This is a genomic window from Pseudomonas sp. LS1212, assembly GCF_024741815.1.
Taxonomy (GTDB): Bacteria; Pseudomonadota; Gammaproteobacteria; order Pseudomonadales; family Pseudomonadaceae; genus Aquipseudomonas.
This window is the reverse complement of sequence record NZ_CP102951.1, coordinates 5,295,337-5,310,410: the sequence shown is the minus strand read 5'-3', so window position 1 is coordinate 5,310,410 and position 15,074 is coordinate 5,295,337. Positions and strand designations below refer to the sequence as shown.

Sequence of the window (15,074 nt, the reverse complement as noted above, 5' to 3'; positions counted from 1 at the left end):
TGTCTTTCTCTCGCACTGCCTGGAGCATCTGTGCAATGAGTTCTGCCTCCCTGATGAAGACCCCTCCCGAGAGGGTCCGGCTCAATGGGGTCGTGTTCTATACATCGACCGCGTTGATTTTGTTGCTGACTGCGTTGCTGATTGCAGTGCCCGATACGGCTGGCGAAGTACTGGGCCAGGCCCAGGCCTGGCTGTCGCGCAGTTTCGGCTGGTATTACATGCTGGCGATCGGCAGCTACCTGCTGTTCGTCCTGGCACTGGCGTTTTCGTCCTACGGCAAGCTCAAGCTGGGCGGCAAGGACGACACCCCGGACTTCAGTTACGGCGCCTGGGCTGGGATGCTGTTCTCCTCCGGCATCGGTATTTCGTTGCTGTATTTCGGCGCTTCCGAGCCACTGGACCATTACTTCAACCCGCCTGAAGGCGCGTCGGCGACCAACCTGGCGGCACGCCAGGGCCTGCAGCTGACGTTCCTGCACTGGGGCCTGCACGGCTGGGCGATCTATGCGTTGGTCGGCCTGGCCGTCGCTTACTTCGCTTATCGCCACAACCAGCCGCTGGCCTTGCGCTCGGCGCTGTATCCGTTGGTCGGGGAGCGTTGGGTCAAGGGCGCGGCCGGGCACGCCGTCGATGGTTTCGGCATGTTCGTGACCCTGCTGGGCCTGGTAACCAACCTGGGCATTGGCGCGATGCAAGTGTCTTCCGGCCTGGAATACCTGTTCGGCATGGAGCACAGCAATACCAACCTGCTGATCGTGATTCTGGTGATGAGCACGGTCGCGACCATCGCTGCGGTGTCGGGCGTGGAGAACGGCATCCGCCGCCTGTCCAACCTGAACATCCTCCTGTTCAGCGGCCTGCTGCTGTTCGTGCTGCTCAACGGCCCGACCCTGTACCTGCTCAACAGCTTTATCCAGAACATCGGTGACTACCTCAACGGCGCGGTGCTGAAGACCTTCGACCTGTACGTCTATGAGGGCGACAACGCCAAGTCCGAGCGCTGGCTGGGCCTGTGGACCGTGTTCTACTGGGCCTGGTGGATTTCCTGGGCACCTTTTGTCGGCATGTTCATCGCGCGGATTTCCCGTGGGCGTACCGTGCGCGAGCTTGTGGCCGGCGTGTTGCTGATTCCGTTGGGCTTTACCCTGGCGTGGCTGTCGATTTTCGGCAACACCGCGCTGGATCTGGTAATGAACCAGGGCGCCGTTGAGTTGGGTCGAACGGCGCTGGAACAACCGTCGATGTCGATTTACCAGCTGCTCGAACACTACCCGGCGTCGAAGATCGTGGTCGGTGTGGCGATTTTCGTTGGTTTCGTGCTGTTCCTGACGCCGGCGGATTCGGGCGCGGTGATGATGGCCAACCTTTCCTGCAAAGGCGGCCAGGTCGATGAAGACGCCCCGCACTGGCTGCGGATCCTCTGGTCGGCGGTGATCACCCTGGTGACCATCGGTCTGTTGTTCGCCGGTAACTTCGCGGCCATGCAAACCATGGTGGTGCTGGCAGGCCTGCCTTTCTCGGTGGTGCTGATCGTGTTCATGTTCGGTCTGTACAAGGCCATGAAGCAGGACACCCAGATCGAGCAGGAACAGGCTGAGCTGGCCGCGCGCGGTCGTCATGGTTTCAGCGAGCGCCTGAGCCAACTGGACCTGCAACCCACCCAGGCAACCGTTCAGCGCTTCATGGACAAGCAGATCAGCCCGGCCCTGCAAGAAGCTGCGGTGCAATTGCGTCACCTGGGGCTTGAAGTGCAGAGCCGTCTGGGCCAATCGCGCTCGAACATGGGCCTGCGCATCGAGATGGAAGAGGGGAACCCGTTCGTTTACGAGGTCTGCCTGGATGGCTACCTGGCGGCGCCGAGCGCAGGTGCCGATTCGAGTGAAGTGCGCCCGCGGTTCTATCGCGCCGAGGTCTACCTGCACAACGGCAGTCAGGAGTACGACCTGATGGGTTTCACGCCAGAGCAGATTACCCGTGACGTGCTCGATCAGTTCGAAAGCCATCGGCAGCTTCTTGGCCGGGTTTACAGCTGATAGCTGCTAATAGAGTGAAAGGGGCTCTGTCGATTATCGGCAGGGCCCTTTTTGTTTGTGTGCCTGGCGCAATCTTCTGTAGCCGCTGGCATAGCCTGCGCCAAGGTCCGCAGGACCTTCCTGCAATCTTGAATCCTGCGACCGCTTCGCGCTCGAGCGCAGCCTGGCGGCAGCGGCTACATGGTCTGCGGTGTATCTGTAGCCGCTGGCATAGCCTGCGCCAAGGTCCGCAGGACCTTCCTGCAGTCTTGAGTCGTGTACAAATCCCGGGCACAAAAAAAAGGGGATCGCAATCTCTTGCGATCCCCTTTGCCTTTGGTTGGATCAACCGAGGTTCTTGCCCAGCAACGCGTGATACAGCTCGCTGTCGCCAAGTATCCCGACCACGCGGTTGTTGTCTTGCAGCACCAGCTTGTTGCCGGTCTGGTAGCGAATCTGCAGCGCTTCGCGCATGCCGATGTTGGAGTCCACCAGGGTCGGATGGCGACCGAGGCCTTCGACGGCCTGGCCAGGTACCCAGTTTTGCATCACGAGGCTACTGGCACCCTGGCGCGCACCCTTGATGGTGTTGCCTTCGGCCAGGTCCAGCCAGGAGTCGCCGCCCGGGTCGATGCAGACCGAACCGTTGATGCGTTTGCACTTGTCCAGCGTGCGCATCAGGCTGCGACCGCATAGCACGTTCAATGGGTTGGTATGGGCAACGAAGGTGCGGACATAGTCATCGGCCGGGTTGAGCACGATTTCTTCTGGCTTGCTGTACTGGATGATCCGGCCGTCTTTCATGATGGCGATACGGCTACCCAGTTTCAGGGCTTCATCGAGGTCATGGCTGACGAAGACGATGGTCTTGTGCAGCTTGCGTTGCAGTTCCAGAAGTTCGTCCTGCAGACCCTGACGGATCAGTGGGTCGAGTGCCGAGAAGGGTTCATCCATCAACAGGATGTCGGCATCCATCGCCAGCGCGCGCGCCAGGCCGACCCGCTGCTGCATGCCGCCGGACAGCTCATCGGGTTTCTTGTTGCGCCACTGGGTCAAGCCGACCAGTTCGAGTTTTTCATCCACCAGCCGACGTCGTTCATCGGCAGGGCGGCCCTGCATTTCCAGACCGAAGCTGATGTTCTCGCGCACGGTCAGCCAGGGCATCAGGGCGAACTTCTGGAAAACCATGGCGATGCGCTTGGTGCGCATCATTTTGAGCTCTGCCGGCGTGCACGAAGCGATGTCGATCTGCGAGCCTTCGTGTTCGACGAACAGCTTGCCGCGGCTGACCGTGTTCAAGCCATTGATGCAGCGCAACAAGCTCGACTTGCCTGAGCCGGACAAGCCCATCAGCACGCAGATTTCACCTTTGTTGATATCCAGGCTGGCTTTTTCCACGCCAACCACCAAGCCGGTCTTCTTCAGGATCTGTTCACGCGTAAGGCCCTGGTCCAGCAGGCTGAGGGCCTCACGCGGGGATTTGGAGAAGATTACGTCTACCTTGTCGAAGCGGATAATGCTCATGCGTCACCCCTTACTGGCACATCGGGTTGTTTGCAAATACGGTCGAGCATGATCGCCAGCAGTACGATCGCCAGGCCTGCTTCGAAGCCCAGAGCAATATCGGCAGTGTTCAGTGCGTTGACCACGGGTTTACCCAGACCATCGGCACCCACCAGCGCTGCGATCACCACCATCGACAGCGAGAGCATAATGCATTGCGTGACACCGGCAGCGATGCTTGGCATGGCATGGGGCAGTTCGATACGGGACAGCAGTTGCCGACGCGAGCAGCCGAATGCCTTGCCGGCATCCAACAACTCCTGCGGCACGTCACAGATACCCAGGTACGTCAGCCGGATCGGTGCGGCGATGGCGAAGACCACCGTCGAGATCAGACCGGGCACCACACCCAGACCGAACAGCGTCAGGGTCGGGATCAGGTAGACGAAGGTAGGGACGGTCTGCATCAGGTCCAGGACCGGACGCAGCATGGTGTAGAACATCGGCTTGTGCGCCGCGACGATGCCCAGCGGGACGCCAATGGCGACGCAGACCATGGTCGCAAACAGCACCTGGGCCAGGGTCTCCATGGTTTCCTGCCAATACCCCAAGTTGAAGATCAGCAGAAACGACAGCACGCAGAAAGCCGTCAGGCTCCATTTGCGCTGAATCAGGTGGGCGATCACCGCGATCAGGCCGATCAGGACGAAAGGGTTGAACCAGGTCAGGGCGCCGGTCACGCCATGAATCATTAACTCCAGTGCTTCGGCGAAGGCATCGAAGTAGTTGGCGCCGTGTTGCGTCAACCATTCAACGAATCCAGCGATGTACTGGCCCAAAGGTATTTTTTGATCGATCAGCATGATAGTGAACGTCCACATGCGAGGAAATGATTACGGATCCAGGCGGGCGAACCGCCTGGAGTCAGTGATTACTGCGTGAGCTTGGCTTTGGCGGCCTCCAGACCCGGCTTGCCATCAACGGTCATTACGCCCGCCAACCAGGTATCGAGTACCTGCGGGTTCTGTTTCAGCCAGGCCTTGGCTGCTGCATCGGGTTTCATCTTGTCGTCCAGGACATTACCCATCAGGGTGCTTTCCATGTTCAGGGTGAACGACAGGTTTTTCAGCAACTGGCCAACGTTGCTGCACTGCTCTGTGTAGCCCTTGCGGGTGTTGGTGTAGATGGTGGCCTGGCCATAGTTGGGGCCGAAAAACTCATCGCCCCCGGACAGGTATTTCATCTTGAAGCGGGTATTCATCGGATGCGGCTCCCAGCCAAGGAAGACCACATCGGTTTCGCGCCGTTGGGCACGATCGACCTGGGAAAGCATGCCGGCTTCGCTGGACTCGACGACCTTGAAGCCGGCGTCCTTCAAGCCAAAGGCGTTCTTGTCGATCATCGACTGGATCATGCGGTTGCCGTCGTTGCCCGGTTCGATGCCGTAGATCTTGCCGTCAAGCTCCTTCTTGAATTTGGCAATGTCGGCGAAATCTTTCAGGCCCTTGTCATACAGTGCTTCGGGAACGGCAAGGGTGTACTTGGCGTTCTCAAGGTTCGCACGAACGGTTTCCACGGTGCCGGCATCACGATAAGGCTTGATGTCGTTTTCCATGGTCGGCATCCAGTTGCCGAGGAATACGTCCATATTCTTGCCGTCTGCCAGGGACTTGTAGGTCACCGGCACGGAAATCATGGTGGTGCGGGTCTTGTAGCCCAGCGACTGGAGAACGGCGCTGGTCACCGCAGTGGTGACGGTGATGTCGGTCCAGCCCACATCGGAGAAATTGACGGTGTGACACGACTCGGGCTCCGCAGCCTGAGCCAGCATCGGCAAGCTCAGCATGGCGGCCAACAACAACGAGGGTGAACCTTTCATGGATGGACTCCTGGTGTTTTCTTGGCGGCTGTCCCGAGGGCTGCCGCACTTTTATTGGTTGCGGTTGGAGGCGCAGCGGGGCGGTCGGGCAACCGCGCAGCACGAGTGCCTTGCAATCGAGTCGAGACTGATCATGTAACAGCGAAAATCAAACGCCTACAGGGTGCGTCGTATCCAGTACAGACAGAGTCGCATCCAGTGTCGATGAGGTCGTTTACAGCATTTTTGCAGGCTTCAAATGCGATTTCGGGCTATCTGCACCGTTTGAAAGCGGCCAAAAAACGCCGCGACAGCAGGGCGACGTTAGTGGGCAAGAGTGGGTCGGTTGCAGACGTAAGAGGCCTTGGCAAAAGGCAGATGATGCGCGCATTCCGGCGGATTGCACTTTCAGCGTAGCAGCTCCGTCACCGGGCGTTTTGGCGCCGGGCGTCTGCTCATTCAGGAGGTTTGCGACAATGGCCATTAGTGTGTTTGACCTGTTCAAGATCGGTATCGGCCCCTCCAGCTCTCACACCGTCGGGCCCATGCGCGCCGCTGCATTGTTCGTCCAGGGGTTGCGTGAACGGGATGAGCTGACGCGGGTGCGGCGCATCGAAGTGCGCCTGTATGGCTCGCTGTCGGCCACCGGTATCGGCCATGGCAGCGACAACGCCGTAATCATGGGCCTGATGGGCGAGTGGCCCGATTCGATCGACCCAACGCAGATCGACCTGCACATCGCGACCCTGCGTGAAACCGACACCCTGCAGCTCGACGGCCGGCTGCCGGTGCCCTTCATCTGGCAGCGCGACATGCTGCTGATCGACGAGAACCTGCCCTACCATCCCAATGCCATGACCCTGATCGCCGAAGGCGACAACGGTGAGCTTCACCGCGATACCTATTACTCCGTCGGTGGTGGTTTCGTCGTCGATGCCGCCCAGGCTGCCAGCGGCGTGCTGGACATGGACAACACCCAGCTGCCCTACGATTTCAACAGCGCAGTCGAGTTGCTCGAGTTGTGCCAACGCCACAACCTGCGCGTTTCGGAACTCATGCTGGCCAATGAAAAAGTCTGGCGCAGCGAGGCGGAAATTCGCGCGGGCTTGATGACGCTCTGGCGGGCCATGCAGGACTGCGTCGAGCAAGGCCTCAAGCACGAGGGCATCCTGCCAGGCGGGTTGCATGTGCGGCGCCGCGCGGCGAAATTGCACCGCAGCCTGCAGGAGCTGAACAAGCCCAATGTGATCGGCTCGACCCTCAGCGCGATGGAGTGGGTCAACCTGTTCGCCCTGGCCGTCAATGAAGAAAACGCCGCCGGCGGGCGCATGGTCACCGCACCCACCAATGGCGCGGCGGGCATCATCCCGGCAGTGCTGCACTACTACATGAAGTTCAGCGACGAGGTCAGCGAAGCCAATGTCGTCGACTTCTTTCTCGGTGCGGCGGCAGTGGGCATTCTCTGCAAGAAGAATGCATCGATTTCCGGGGCAGAAGTGGGGTGTCAGGGCGAAGTCGGCTCGGCGTGTGCCATGGCCGCTGCCGGTCTGGCCGAGGTGCTCGGAGCCACGCCCGAGCAACTGGAAAACGCAGCCGAAATCGGTCTGGAACACAACCTTGGGCTGACATGCGACCCGGTGGGCGGCCTGGTGCAGGTGCCGTGCATCGAACGCAATGCGATCGCAGCGGTCAAGGCTATCAACGCGGCGCAGATGGCCTTGCGCGGCGACGGCAATCACTTCATCTCGCTGGACCGGGTGATTCGCACCATGCGCGATACCGGCGCCGACATGCACGACAAATACAAGGAAACCTCACGCGGTGGCTTGGCTGTCAGCGCCATCGAGTGCTGAAACTCACATCAACGCTGCTGCGCCTTTTTTGCCCATCGATGGGTTCTCTCGCTGCCTTTTGGCGCGCTTGATCGGTTGAGACATTCCCCAAGCGGTCGGCCGCCTACAGTGCGGCTGACCGTTGATCCCCTGTGCTTGAGGTGACACTCCTACATGTCGTTTCTTGGCATCGTACACACAAGTGCTACCGAAGTGCTCACTTCCCCTAAGCAAGCCGACTGGCTCGCGCCTTTGCGCAGAGAAGCGACATCCAATGTCGCGGCCATATAGACACCGCGCGACGTCGTTTTCAGGATTTGTTGAATGCCCATTCAAATTTAGGCATGGCATTTGCGTTGTGTTTGCAAAGCCCCCCTTTCAATGGGGGCAATAACAAGAGCCTCCGCCTGAGGCCATCACCCGCTTTGTGTGAGGAGATACCGCGATGACGTCGTACAACTCCGGGGCCCAACCCCAGAACCGCACGCCACAATCCATCGGCTTTCTGCTGCTGGATAATTTCACGCTGATTTCCCTGGCCTCGGCGGTCGAGCCGCTGCGTATGGCCAACCAGTTGTCCGGCCGTGAGCTATACCGCTGGACCACCCTCAGCGTGGACGGCGGTCAAGTCTGGGCCAGTGATGGTTTGCAGATCACCCCGGACGCGTCCATGCACAAAGCACCGGCCATGGACACCGTGATTGTCTGTGGTGGTATCGGCATTCAACGCACCGTGACACGCGAACATGTGACTTGGCTGCAAAGCCAGGCGCGTCAGTCGCGCCGCCTGGGCGCAGTGTGCACCGGCAGCTGGGCATTGGCCTGCGCCGGCCTGCTCGACGGTTTCGATTGCAGCGTGCACTGGGAATGCCTGGCGGCCATGCAGGAGGCTTTCCCGCGGGTGGCCATGAGTACCCGGCTGTTCACCCTCGACCGCAACCGTTTCACCAGCTCTGGCGGCACTGCACCACTGGACATGATGCTGCACCTGATCAGTCGCGATCACGGCCGTGAACTGTCGGCGGCGATCTCGGAAATGTTCGTCTACGAGCGCATCCGCAACGAGCAGGACCACCAGCGTGTTCCACTCAAGCACATGCTTGGCACCAACCAGCCAAAGCTGCAGGAAATCGTGGCCTTGATGGAAGCCAACCTGGAAGAACCGATCGACCTGGACGAGCTGGCGGTGTACGTCGCAGTCTCTCGTCGGCAGCTTGAGCGCCTGTTCCAGAAGTACCTGCACTGCTCGCCATCGCGTTACTACCTGAAACTGCGCCTGATCCGTGCGCGGCAGTTGCTCAAGCAAACGCCGATGTCGATCATCGAAGTGGCGTCGGTATGTGGCTTCGTCTCCACGCCGCACTTCTCCAAGTGCTACCGCGAGTACTTCGGTATTCCACCGCGTGACGAGCGTGTTGGTTCGAACACCGCGCAACAGGTGGCGATGATGCCGATTCCGCAGGCGTTGGTGCTGTCGCCGCTGTCAGGGCCATTGTCGGCCTTGAGCCAGGCGCGCAACGAGTCGACCTTCGCCAGCGTGCGTCTGTAAATAGCCTGTGGGAGCGGCCCCGGCCGCTCCCACGGTGTCGTCAGTGCTCCAGGTCAGGCGTGCTTCTGGCTGTACAGCGCCAGCGCCGGCAAAAGCTGCTTATCAATGGCCTGACGCACCACTGGCAGGATCGTCGCGTTACCGGTGAGCATCTGCTCGACCATGCCCTTGAGCGCTTTGGCCCGTGCCTCGCTCAAGCCGCGCACGGCGCATTCGCACGCCTGATCGGCAGTGGCGCCGGCCGGCATCTCGAAACCCAGGGCTCGCAGTTGTCCCAGCAGGTCTTCCTGGTCTATCAAATCCGCATGCATCATGGCTTTTGTCCTGATTCAGGGTCGTGATCGTGCCTCGATTCTGGTGGCGCCCGACGACGTCGGCAAGGGCGAATTGTCGCAATGGCCCGAATACCTATGAACAGGTCGTTTTCGACTAAATTGAAAGGACGAGGAGTGTGCACACTGGTATCCAGCATGTGTTGAGACGGTTTGGTCACCCTCTCTATACGACGTGAATTGCTCACACCTCGGCCTCGGTTTTGTCACGGCTTAACCGGGGTCTTTTTTTGTCTGTAATTTGGCACAGGCCTCGACGGGGCAGTCAGATAAACCGCGTCGCCTGAATCGCTGGTTGATCGATGCGTTGCTTGAAGGTGCGCAAAGAAGCTCTTCTGACTGAACTTTGATTTTTTCGTCCTCACGCTGCGCGTCACTAGTTAACGCGCAGCGTGAGAGTGTGAGAGAAGGCCTAGCGCTGAAGTACCAATATCCGCGACAGCAACTCATCGCGGTCGTCAGGTCGGCAGGCCGATAACGCGCCCAATGTATTCGGGGGCTGGAAGATCAACTTGTTCGGCGGTGATCGCCGCCAGGCGGTTGAGCACCGCTTCGCTGAAAGGCGCCGAACGTGGCCCGGCGAGGTCCACGTGCAGCAGCATCTGTTCGTTGGCGGCCAGCGGCTCGTCGAAGTTTTTAAGGTGCAGGCTGTGATACAGGTGCAGGCGCTTGCGATCATGGCCGATGATCTGCGTACGCACTTCGACCTCCGAGCCTAGCTTCACTTCATGCAGGTAATTGAGGTGACACTCCAGCGTGAACAGCGAGTTACCGGTGGCGGTGCGGTTGTCACTGTTCAGGCCGATTTGGTCCATGAGTGCGTCGGTGGCGTAGCTGAAGATCAGCAGGTAAAAGGCATCGCGCAGATGCCCGTTGTAGTCGACCCAGTCCTCCAGGACTGGGGTGTTGTAGGTGATCAGTGCTGGCATGTGAGGTCCGCCTTATTCGCTGAAGGTCATGCCGTGCTTGGCCTTGGTGGTTTTGACTGCTTCGAGCACGGCCAGCAGGCAATCGTCGCGGTAGCGTTCCAGGGCGCTGATGCTGTGCGAGCCTAGCTGATCGCTGGTGCCGTCGACCACGTCATCGATCAACTTGTCGGTCAGTTCCGGCGCGGGCAGGTAGGTCCAGGGCAACTGCAGTGCCGGGCCGAACTGGGCCATGAAGTGGCGCATGCCGGCGTCGCCCCCGGCCAGGGTGTAGGTCAGGAAGGTGCCCATGAACGACCAGCGCAAGCCTGCGCCGAAACGGATCGCATCATCGATCTCGCCTGTGGTTGCGACTCCGTCGTTGACCAGGTGCAGCGCTTCGCGCCAGAGCGCTTCGAGCAGACGGTCGGCGATGAAACCAGGGACTTCCTTGCGCACATGGAGTGGGCGCATGCCCAGCGATTCGTAGACCTTGATGGCCGCCTGGATCGCTTCGGGCGCGGTCTGGTTACCGCCGACCACTTCGACCAAGGGCAACAGATAGACAGGGTTGAACGGATGGCCGACCACACAACGCTCCGGGTGAGTCGAGCCCTCGTAGAACTCACTGGGCAACAGCCCGGAGGTGCTCGAGCCGATCAGTGCATTGGGCTTGGCCGCGGCGCTGATCTTGCTGTGCAGTTCCAGTTTCAGCTCCAGGCGCTCTGGCGCACTTTCCTGGATGAAGTCAGCGTCTTTCACGCACTCTTCAATGGTCGCGACAAAGCGCAGGCGATCTTGCGATGCGCCGGGTGCCAGGCCCTGTTTCTCCAGTGCACCCCAGGCGTTGGCAACGCGCTTGCGCAACGCCGCTTCCGCGCCGGGCGCCGGGTCCCAGGCCACCACGTCCAGGCCGTGGGCGAGGGCGCGAGATACCCAGCCGCTGCCGATTACGCCACTGCCCAAGGCTGCGAAGGTTTTGATCTCGGTGATAAAAGTCATTATGAATTCCTGAATGAGTGGGTGACGGGATCAGCGGCGGGTCAGGTTCATCTTGGCGCGGCCTTCGGCGGGCGTCAGTACGCGGGCACCCAGGCGGCTGAGGATCTCCGTGGCGCGTTCGACCAATTGGCCGTTGCTGGCCAGCACGCCGCGATCGAGCCACAGGTTGTCTTCCAGGCCGACCCGCACGTTACCGCCGAGCAGCACCGCTTGAGCGGCCATCGGCATTTGCATGCGGCCGATGCCGAAGCCGGCCCAGGTCGCGCCCGCAGGCAGGTTGTCGACCATGGCCTTCATGGTGGTGGTGTCGGCCGGCGCGCCCCATGGGATGCCCAGGCACAGCTGGAACAGCGGGTCGTCGAGCAGGCCTTCCTTGATCATTTGTTTGGCGAACCACAAATGACCGGTGTCGAAGATTTCCAGCTCGGCTTTCACGCCCAGTTCGGTGATGCGCTTGGCGCCGGCACGCAGTTGTGCCGGGGTGGAGACGTAAATGGTGTCGCCGTCGCCGAAATTCAGGGTGCCGCAGTCCAGGGTGCAGATTTCCGGGAGCAGTTCTTCGACGTGGGCCAGGCGGGTCAGCGGGCCGACCAGGTCGGTGTTCGGGCCGAATTCCATGGGGCTCTCGCCCGGGCCGATCTCCAGGTCGCCGCCCATGCCGGCAGTAAGGTTGACGATGATGTCCACGTCGGACTCACGAATACGCTCCATGACTTCGCGATAGAGGGCGACGTCGCGGCTGAACTTGCCGGTCTCGGGGTCGCGGACATGGCAGTGCACCACGGTGGCGCCGGCCTTGGCTGCTTCCACCGCGGCGGCGGCGATTTGTTTGGGGGTGACCGGGACAAGGTGGCTTTTGCCCGTGGTGTCGCCAGCACCGGTGAGTGCGCAGGTGATGATGACGTCGTGGTTCATGGTTGGGTTCCTTCAGGCGTTGTTGTTCGTTGCACAGCCTCAAGAGGCTGCGCAGATGGCGAATGGGGTTTTGTAGCCGCTGCCGCCAGGCTGCGCTGGAGTCCCGCAGGGGCTCCCCGGCGATCTCGAAATCCTGCGCCTGCTTCGCACGCGAGCGCAGCCTGCGGCAGCGGCTACATGGGGGTTAGTTGTTGCTGGTCAGGTTCAGGTTTTCGGCCGCAGGCTTGCCATCGAAGGTGGTCACGCCGTCAAGCCAGCGCTGCTTGTCCTGAGGGTGGTCCTTGAGCCACTGCCGGGCCGACTCCAGTGCGTCCTTGTGGTCGAGCAGCGGCTGCATCATCCGGCTCTCGTCTTCGGCGCTGAAGGTCAGGTTGCTCAGCAGCTTGCTCACGTTCGGGCAGCGGCTGGCATAGTCCGGCGCGGTCACGGTCCAGACCGTGGCCATGCCTTCGTTCGGGCCCAGGGCGTCATCGCTGCCGGTGAGGTAGGTCATTTTCTGGTTGACGTTCATCGGGTGCGGCGCCCAGCCGAAGAACACGATCGCTTCGTTGCGCTTCACGGCGCGTGTTACCGCCGAGAGCATGCCGGCTTCACTGGATTCGACGAGCTGGAACTTGCCCAGGCCAAACTGGTTTTTCGCGATCATTTCCTTGATCTGGGTATTGGCGCCCGAGCCGGGCTCGATGCCATAGATCTTGCCGTCCAGCTCCTTTTCGAACCTGGCGATGTCGGCGAAGGTTTTCAGGCCCTTGTCAGCCAGGTAGCTCGGCACTGCCAGGGTTGCCCGTGCGTCCTTGAGGCTGGGTTCGGCCAGCACCTTGACTTGTTGTTGCTCCACGAAGGGGGTGATGGTCTGGGTCATCAGCGGGTTCCAGTAGCCCAGGAACATGTCCAGGCGCTGGTCGCGGATGCCGGCGAAAATGATCTGTTGGGAAGCGCTGGTTTGTTTGGTCTTGTAGCCCAGGCCGTCGAGTAGCACTTGGGTCATGGCGCTGGTGGCGATCACGTCGGTCCAGTTCACCACGCCAAGGCGTACGTTTTTGCATTCGGCGGGTTCGGCGGCGACGGCGCTGTTGCTGAGCATCGTGGTACCGGTGAGCATCAGCAGACAGCAGCTGATCAGTCTTTTCATGATGGCTCCTCTAACGGCAGTTCTAATTGTTATAGGGGGGCGGTGTCTGTGCACCGTGTGGACAAATTACGCAGTAAAACCTTCGGAAAATCGCACAGTGGCGACCAGCACTTGCACAGTGGCGACCTGCACGTTATTAACTGGACTATTCCGTGCTTATTGCAAGGTCGTCGACGAGTTCAGCGCATGTCTCAAGACTTTTACTTTTTGTTGTTGCCCGGTTTCTCTGCCATCGGCTTCATTTCTGCCGTGGAACCGCTACGGGTGGCCAATCGCTTTCGTGGCGAGCTGTACCGCTGGCATGTGCTGAGTCTGGATGGTGGCGCAGTGCTGGCAAGCAACGGCATGTCGGTCAACGCCGATGCGGCGCTGGAAAACCTGCACAAAGGCGCGACCCTGCTGGTGGTGGCCGGCTTCGAGCCGCTGCAAGCCTTCACTTCCACGCTGCACCATTGGTTGCGGCGCCTCGACCATGAAGGCGTGACGCTGGGCGGTATCGACACCGGCAGTTTCATCCTGGCCGAGGCCGGGCTGCTCGACGGCTACCGGATGACCCTGCACTGGGAAGCACTGGATGCGTTCAAGGAGTCTTATCCACAGCTGGACGCGACCCAGGAACTCTTCGAAATCGACCGCCGCCGCATCACCTCGGCCGGTGGTACCGCCTCCATCGACCTGATGCTCGATCTGATCGCCCAGGCCCATGGCCCTGAACTTGCGATCCAGGTCTCCGAACAATTCGTGCTCGGCCGCATCCGCCCCCGCCAGGACCACCAGCGCATGCAGGTGGCTTCTCGTTACGGCATCAGCAACAAGAAGCTGGTGCAGGTCATTGGCGAGATGGAGCACAACACCGAGCCGCCCTTGAGCACCCTGGCCCTGGCCGAATCCATCAACGTGACCCGGCGTCAGCTGGAGCGACTGTTCCGCCTGCACCTCAAGGACACCCCCAGCAACTTCTACCTGCGCCTGCGGCTGGAAAAGGCCCGACAGCTGCTGCGCCAGACCGACATGAGTGTGCTGGAAGTGAGCATCGCCTGCGGCTTTGAGTCGCCGTCGTATTTCACCCGCAGTTACCGCGCGCGGTATGCGCGCTGCCCGCGGGAGGATCGGCACCGGGAGCGCGACGGGATGGACAGTGCCGTTTTGCCCAAATGAAGCCGGCTTTGCTGCGCTTGGTCGAGGCGACGAAATACCTCAAGGAACACCCGGGCAGGCCGATGATTAATCTGGGCAACTCATGCAGAGCGACGCCTGCCCATGGCCATCCAACCAAAATAAAAAAGGTAACCTCATGAGCTTTCGCCAGAAAATGATGGGTTTTGCCATTGTCAGTGTGCTGGCCGCCGCTACTCTCGGCGGTATCGGCTACCTGGGGCAGGTTCGATTGGCTGCGGCTCTGGCCGAGACAGAACTCAATGCCAGCGCGCTACGCAACCATCTTGAAGGCGACATGATGCACGACGCCCTGCGTGCCGATGTGTTGACCGCGTTCCTTGCGGGCAATACCGATGCTGCCTCGGCAGAGCAGGTACGCCGCGATCTGCGCGAGCATGCCGAGCGCTTTCAGCGAGTGTTGAATACGAATGCCAACCTGCCGCTCGACGCCGAAATCAAGCGTGAACTCGGCGCATTGCAACCAACGCTCACCGCCTATATCGGTCAGACCGAACGAATTGTCGAGCTGGCCCTGAAAGACCCGACGGGCGCGCGCGCGGAGCTGCCGGCTTTTGAGCGCGTTTTCAGCGAACTGGAAGAGAAGAACGAGGCACTCAGCGCTCGGATCGAACAGCAAGTCGCCCACACTCGCAGCGCCAGCGATGCCGCGGTGGAGCAATCGGCCTGGTGGTTGGTTATCGGCATACTGATGGTCTGCGGCCTGCTCGGTCTGTTGAGCCACCAATTGATGAGGGCGGTGCTGCGACCGCTTGAGCAGAGCATCGCCGTGGCTCGCTCGATTGCACGGGGGAACCTGAGCAACAACATTGTCATCGACAGCAACGACGAGGCTGGTCATCTGCAACAGGCGCTGGC

12 protein-coding genes and 1 pseudogene are annotated in these 15,074 nt (G+C 60.6%); 5 read left to right on the top strand and 8 right to left on the bottom strand.

The genetic code is table 11. The features are described 5' to 3' along the window. The first annotated feature begins 92 nt into the window (after positions 1–92). Complete coding sequence (locus tag NVV94_RS24865) at positions 93–2,033, top strand: BCCT family transporter (RefSeq protein WP_408733529.1); 1,941 nt, start codon at positions 93–95, stop codon at positions 2,031–2,033. Positions 2,034–2,357: 324 nt separating this feature from the next. On the opposite strand, the gene choV is transcribed toward NVV94_RS24865, so the two are convergent. The 3 genes from choV to NVV94_RS24845 all read right to left on the bottom strand — a co-directional run bounded on the left by choV (position 2,358) and on the right by NVV94_RS24845 (position 5,394). Then, the gene (gene choV, locus NVV94_RS24855; protein WP_258444930.1) at positions 2,358–3,536 is read right to left on the bottom strand and encodes a choline ABC transporter ATP-binding protein; all 1,179 of its coding nucleotides are present in this window, start codon (positions 3,534–3,536) and stop codon (positions 2,358–2,360) included. Beyond that, entirely contained in the window at positions 3,533–4,381 is an 849-nt protein-coding gene (gene choW, locus NVV94_RS24850) for a choline ABC transporter permease subunit (protein ID WP_258447817.1), read from the bottom strand. Before choW ends, choV begins: the two co-directional genes overlap by 4 nt. A 65-nt stretch (positions 4,382–4,446) precedes the next feature. Further along, positions 4,447–5,394: a choline ABC transporter substrate-binding protein gene (locus NVV94_RS24845; protein ID WP_258444929.1), complete on the bottom strand. Its 948-nt coding sequence runs from the start codon at positions 5,392–5,394 to the stop codon at positions 4,447–4,449. Positions 5,395–5,849: 455 nt separating this feature from the next. Here NVV94_RS24845 and NVV94_RS24840 point away from each other — a divergent pair, with 455 nt between their 5' ends. Together NVV94_RS24840 and NVV94_RS24835 are read left to right on the top strand one after the other, a co-directional pair. After that, positions 5,850–7,226, top strand: coding sequence for an L-serine ammonia-lyase (locus tag NVV94_RS24840; RefSeq protein WP_258444928.1), 1,377 nt, complete (start codon positions 5,850–5,852; stop codon positions 7,224–7,226). A gap of 424 nt (positions 7,227–7,650) precedes the next feature. Then, entirely contained in the window at positions 7,651–8,754 is a 1,104-nt protein-coding gene (locus tag NVV94_RS24835) for a GlxA family transcriptional regulator (RefSeq protein WP_258444927.1), read from the top strand. A 53-nt stretch (positions 8,755–8,807) separates the two neighbouring features. Here NVV94_RS24835 and NVV94_RS24830 read toward each other — a convergent pair whose 3' ends face one another. From NVV94_RS24830 to choX, 5 genes are all read right to left on the bottom strand, one after another. Further along, a complete protein-coding gene (locus NVV94_RS24830) occupies positions 8,808–9,068 on the bottom strand; it encodes a hypothetical protein (protein WP_258444926.1) in 261 nt (86 codons plus the stop codon). Between the two features lie 476 nt (positions 9,069–9,544). Further along, positions 9,545–10,015: a thioesterase family protein gene (locus NVV94_RS24825; RefSeq protein ID WP_258444925.1), complete on the bottom strand. Its 471-nt coding sequence runs from the start codon at positions 10,013–10,015 to the stop codon at positions 9,545–9,547. A gap of 12 nt (positions 10,016–10,027) precedes the next feature. Next, positions 10,028–10,993 (bottom strand): L-carnitine dehydrogenase, encoded by a 966-nt coding sequence (locus NVV94_RS24820; protein ID WP_258444924.1) that lies wholly within the window; start codon positions 10,991–10,993, stop codon positions 10,028–10,030. Positions 10,994–11,023: 30 nt separating this feature from the next. Further along, positions 11,024–11,908, bottom strand: coding sequence for a 3-keto-5-aminohexanoate cleavage protein (locus NVV94_RS24815; protein WP_258444923.1), 885 nt, complete (start codon positions 11,906–11,908; stop codon positions 11,024–11,026). Positions 11,909–12,092: 184 nt separating this feature from the next. Next, positions 12,093–13,040 carry a choline ABC transporter substrate-binding protein gene (gene choX / locus NVV94_RS24810; RefSeq protein ID WP_258444922.1) on the bottom strand — a complete coding sequence of 316 codons (948 nt, stop codon included), beginning with the start codon at positions 13,038–13,040 and terminating at the stop codon, positions 12,093–12,095. A gap of 186 nt (positions 13,041–13,226) precedes the next feature. Here choX and NVV94_RS24805 point away from each other — a divergent pair, with 186 nt between their 5' ends. Both NVV94_RS24805 and NVV94_RS27050 read left to right on the top strand, forming a co-directional pair. Next, positions 13,227–14,198 carry a GlxA family transcriptional regulator gene (locus NVV94_RS24805; protein ID WP_258444921.1) on the top strand — a complete coding sequence of 324 codons (972 nt, stop codon included), beginning with the start codon at positions 13,227–13,229 and terminating at the stop codon, positions 14,196–14,198. 82 nt (positions 14,199–14,280) lie between these two features. Next, positions 14,281–15,039 (top strand): annotated as a pseudogene (locus NVV94_RS27050) (methyl-accepting chemotaxis protein); the annotation flags it as partial. Positions 15,040–15,074 lie beyond the last annotated feature (35 nt).

Bases quoted from the DNA above. Each gene is read 5' to 3' on its own strand.
- choV (WP_258444930.1), bottom strand. From the start codon at position 3,536: ATGAGCATTATCCGCTTCGACAAGGTAGACGTAATCTTCTCCAAATCC.
- NVV94_RS24845 (WP_258444929.1), bottom strand. From the start codon at position 5,394: ATGAAAGGTTCACCCTCGTTGTTGTTGGCCGCCATGCTGAGCTTGCCG.
- NVV94_RS24840 (WP_258444928.1), top strand. From the start codon at position 5,850: ATGGCCATTAGTGTGTTTGACCTGTTCAAGATCGGTATCGGCCCCTCC.
- NVV94_RS24835 (WP_258444927.1), top strand. From the start codon at position 7,651: ATGACGTCGTACAACTCCGGGGCCCAACCCCAGAACCGCACGCCACAA.
- NVV94_RS24830 (WP_258444926.1), bottom strand. From the start codon at position 9,068: ATGATGCATGCGGATTTGATAGACCAGGAAGACCTGCTGGGACAACTG.
- NVV94_RS24825 (WP_258444925.1), bottom strand. From the start codon at position 10,015: ATGCCAGCACTGATCACCTACAACACCCCAGTCCTGGAGGACTGGGTC.
- NVV94_RS24820 (WP_258444924.1), bottom strand. From the start codon at position 10,993: ATGACTTTTATCACCGAGATCAAAACCTTCGCAGCCTTGGGCAGTGGC.
- NVV94_RS24815 (WP_258444923.1), bottom strand. From the start codon at position 11,908: ATGAACCACGACGTCATCATCACCTGCGCACTCACCGGTGCTGGCGAC.
- choX (WP_258444922.1), bottom strand. From the start codon at position 13,040: ATGAAAAGACTGATCAGCTGCTGTCTGCTGATGCTCACCGGTACCACG.
- NVV94_RS24805 (WP_258444921.1), top strand. From the start codon at position 13,227: ATGTCTCAAGACTTTTACTTTTTGTTGTTGCCCGGTTTCTCTGCCATC.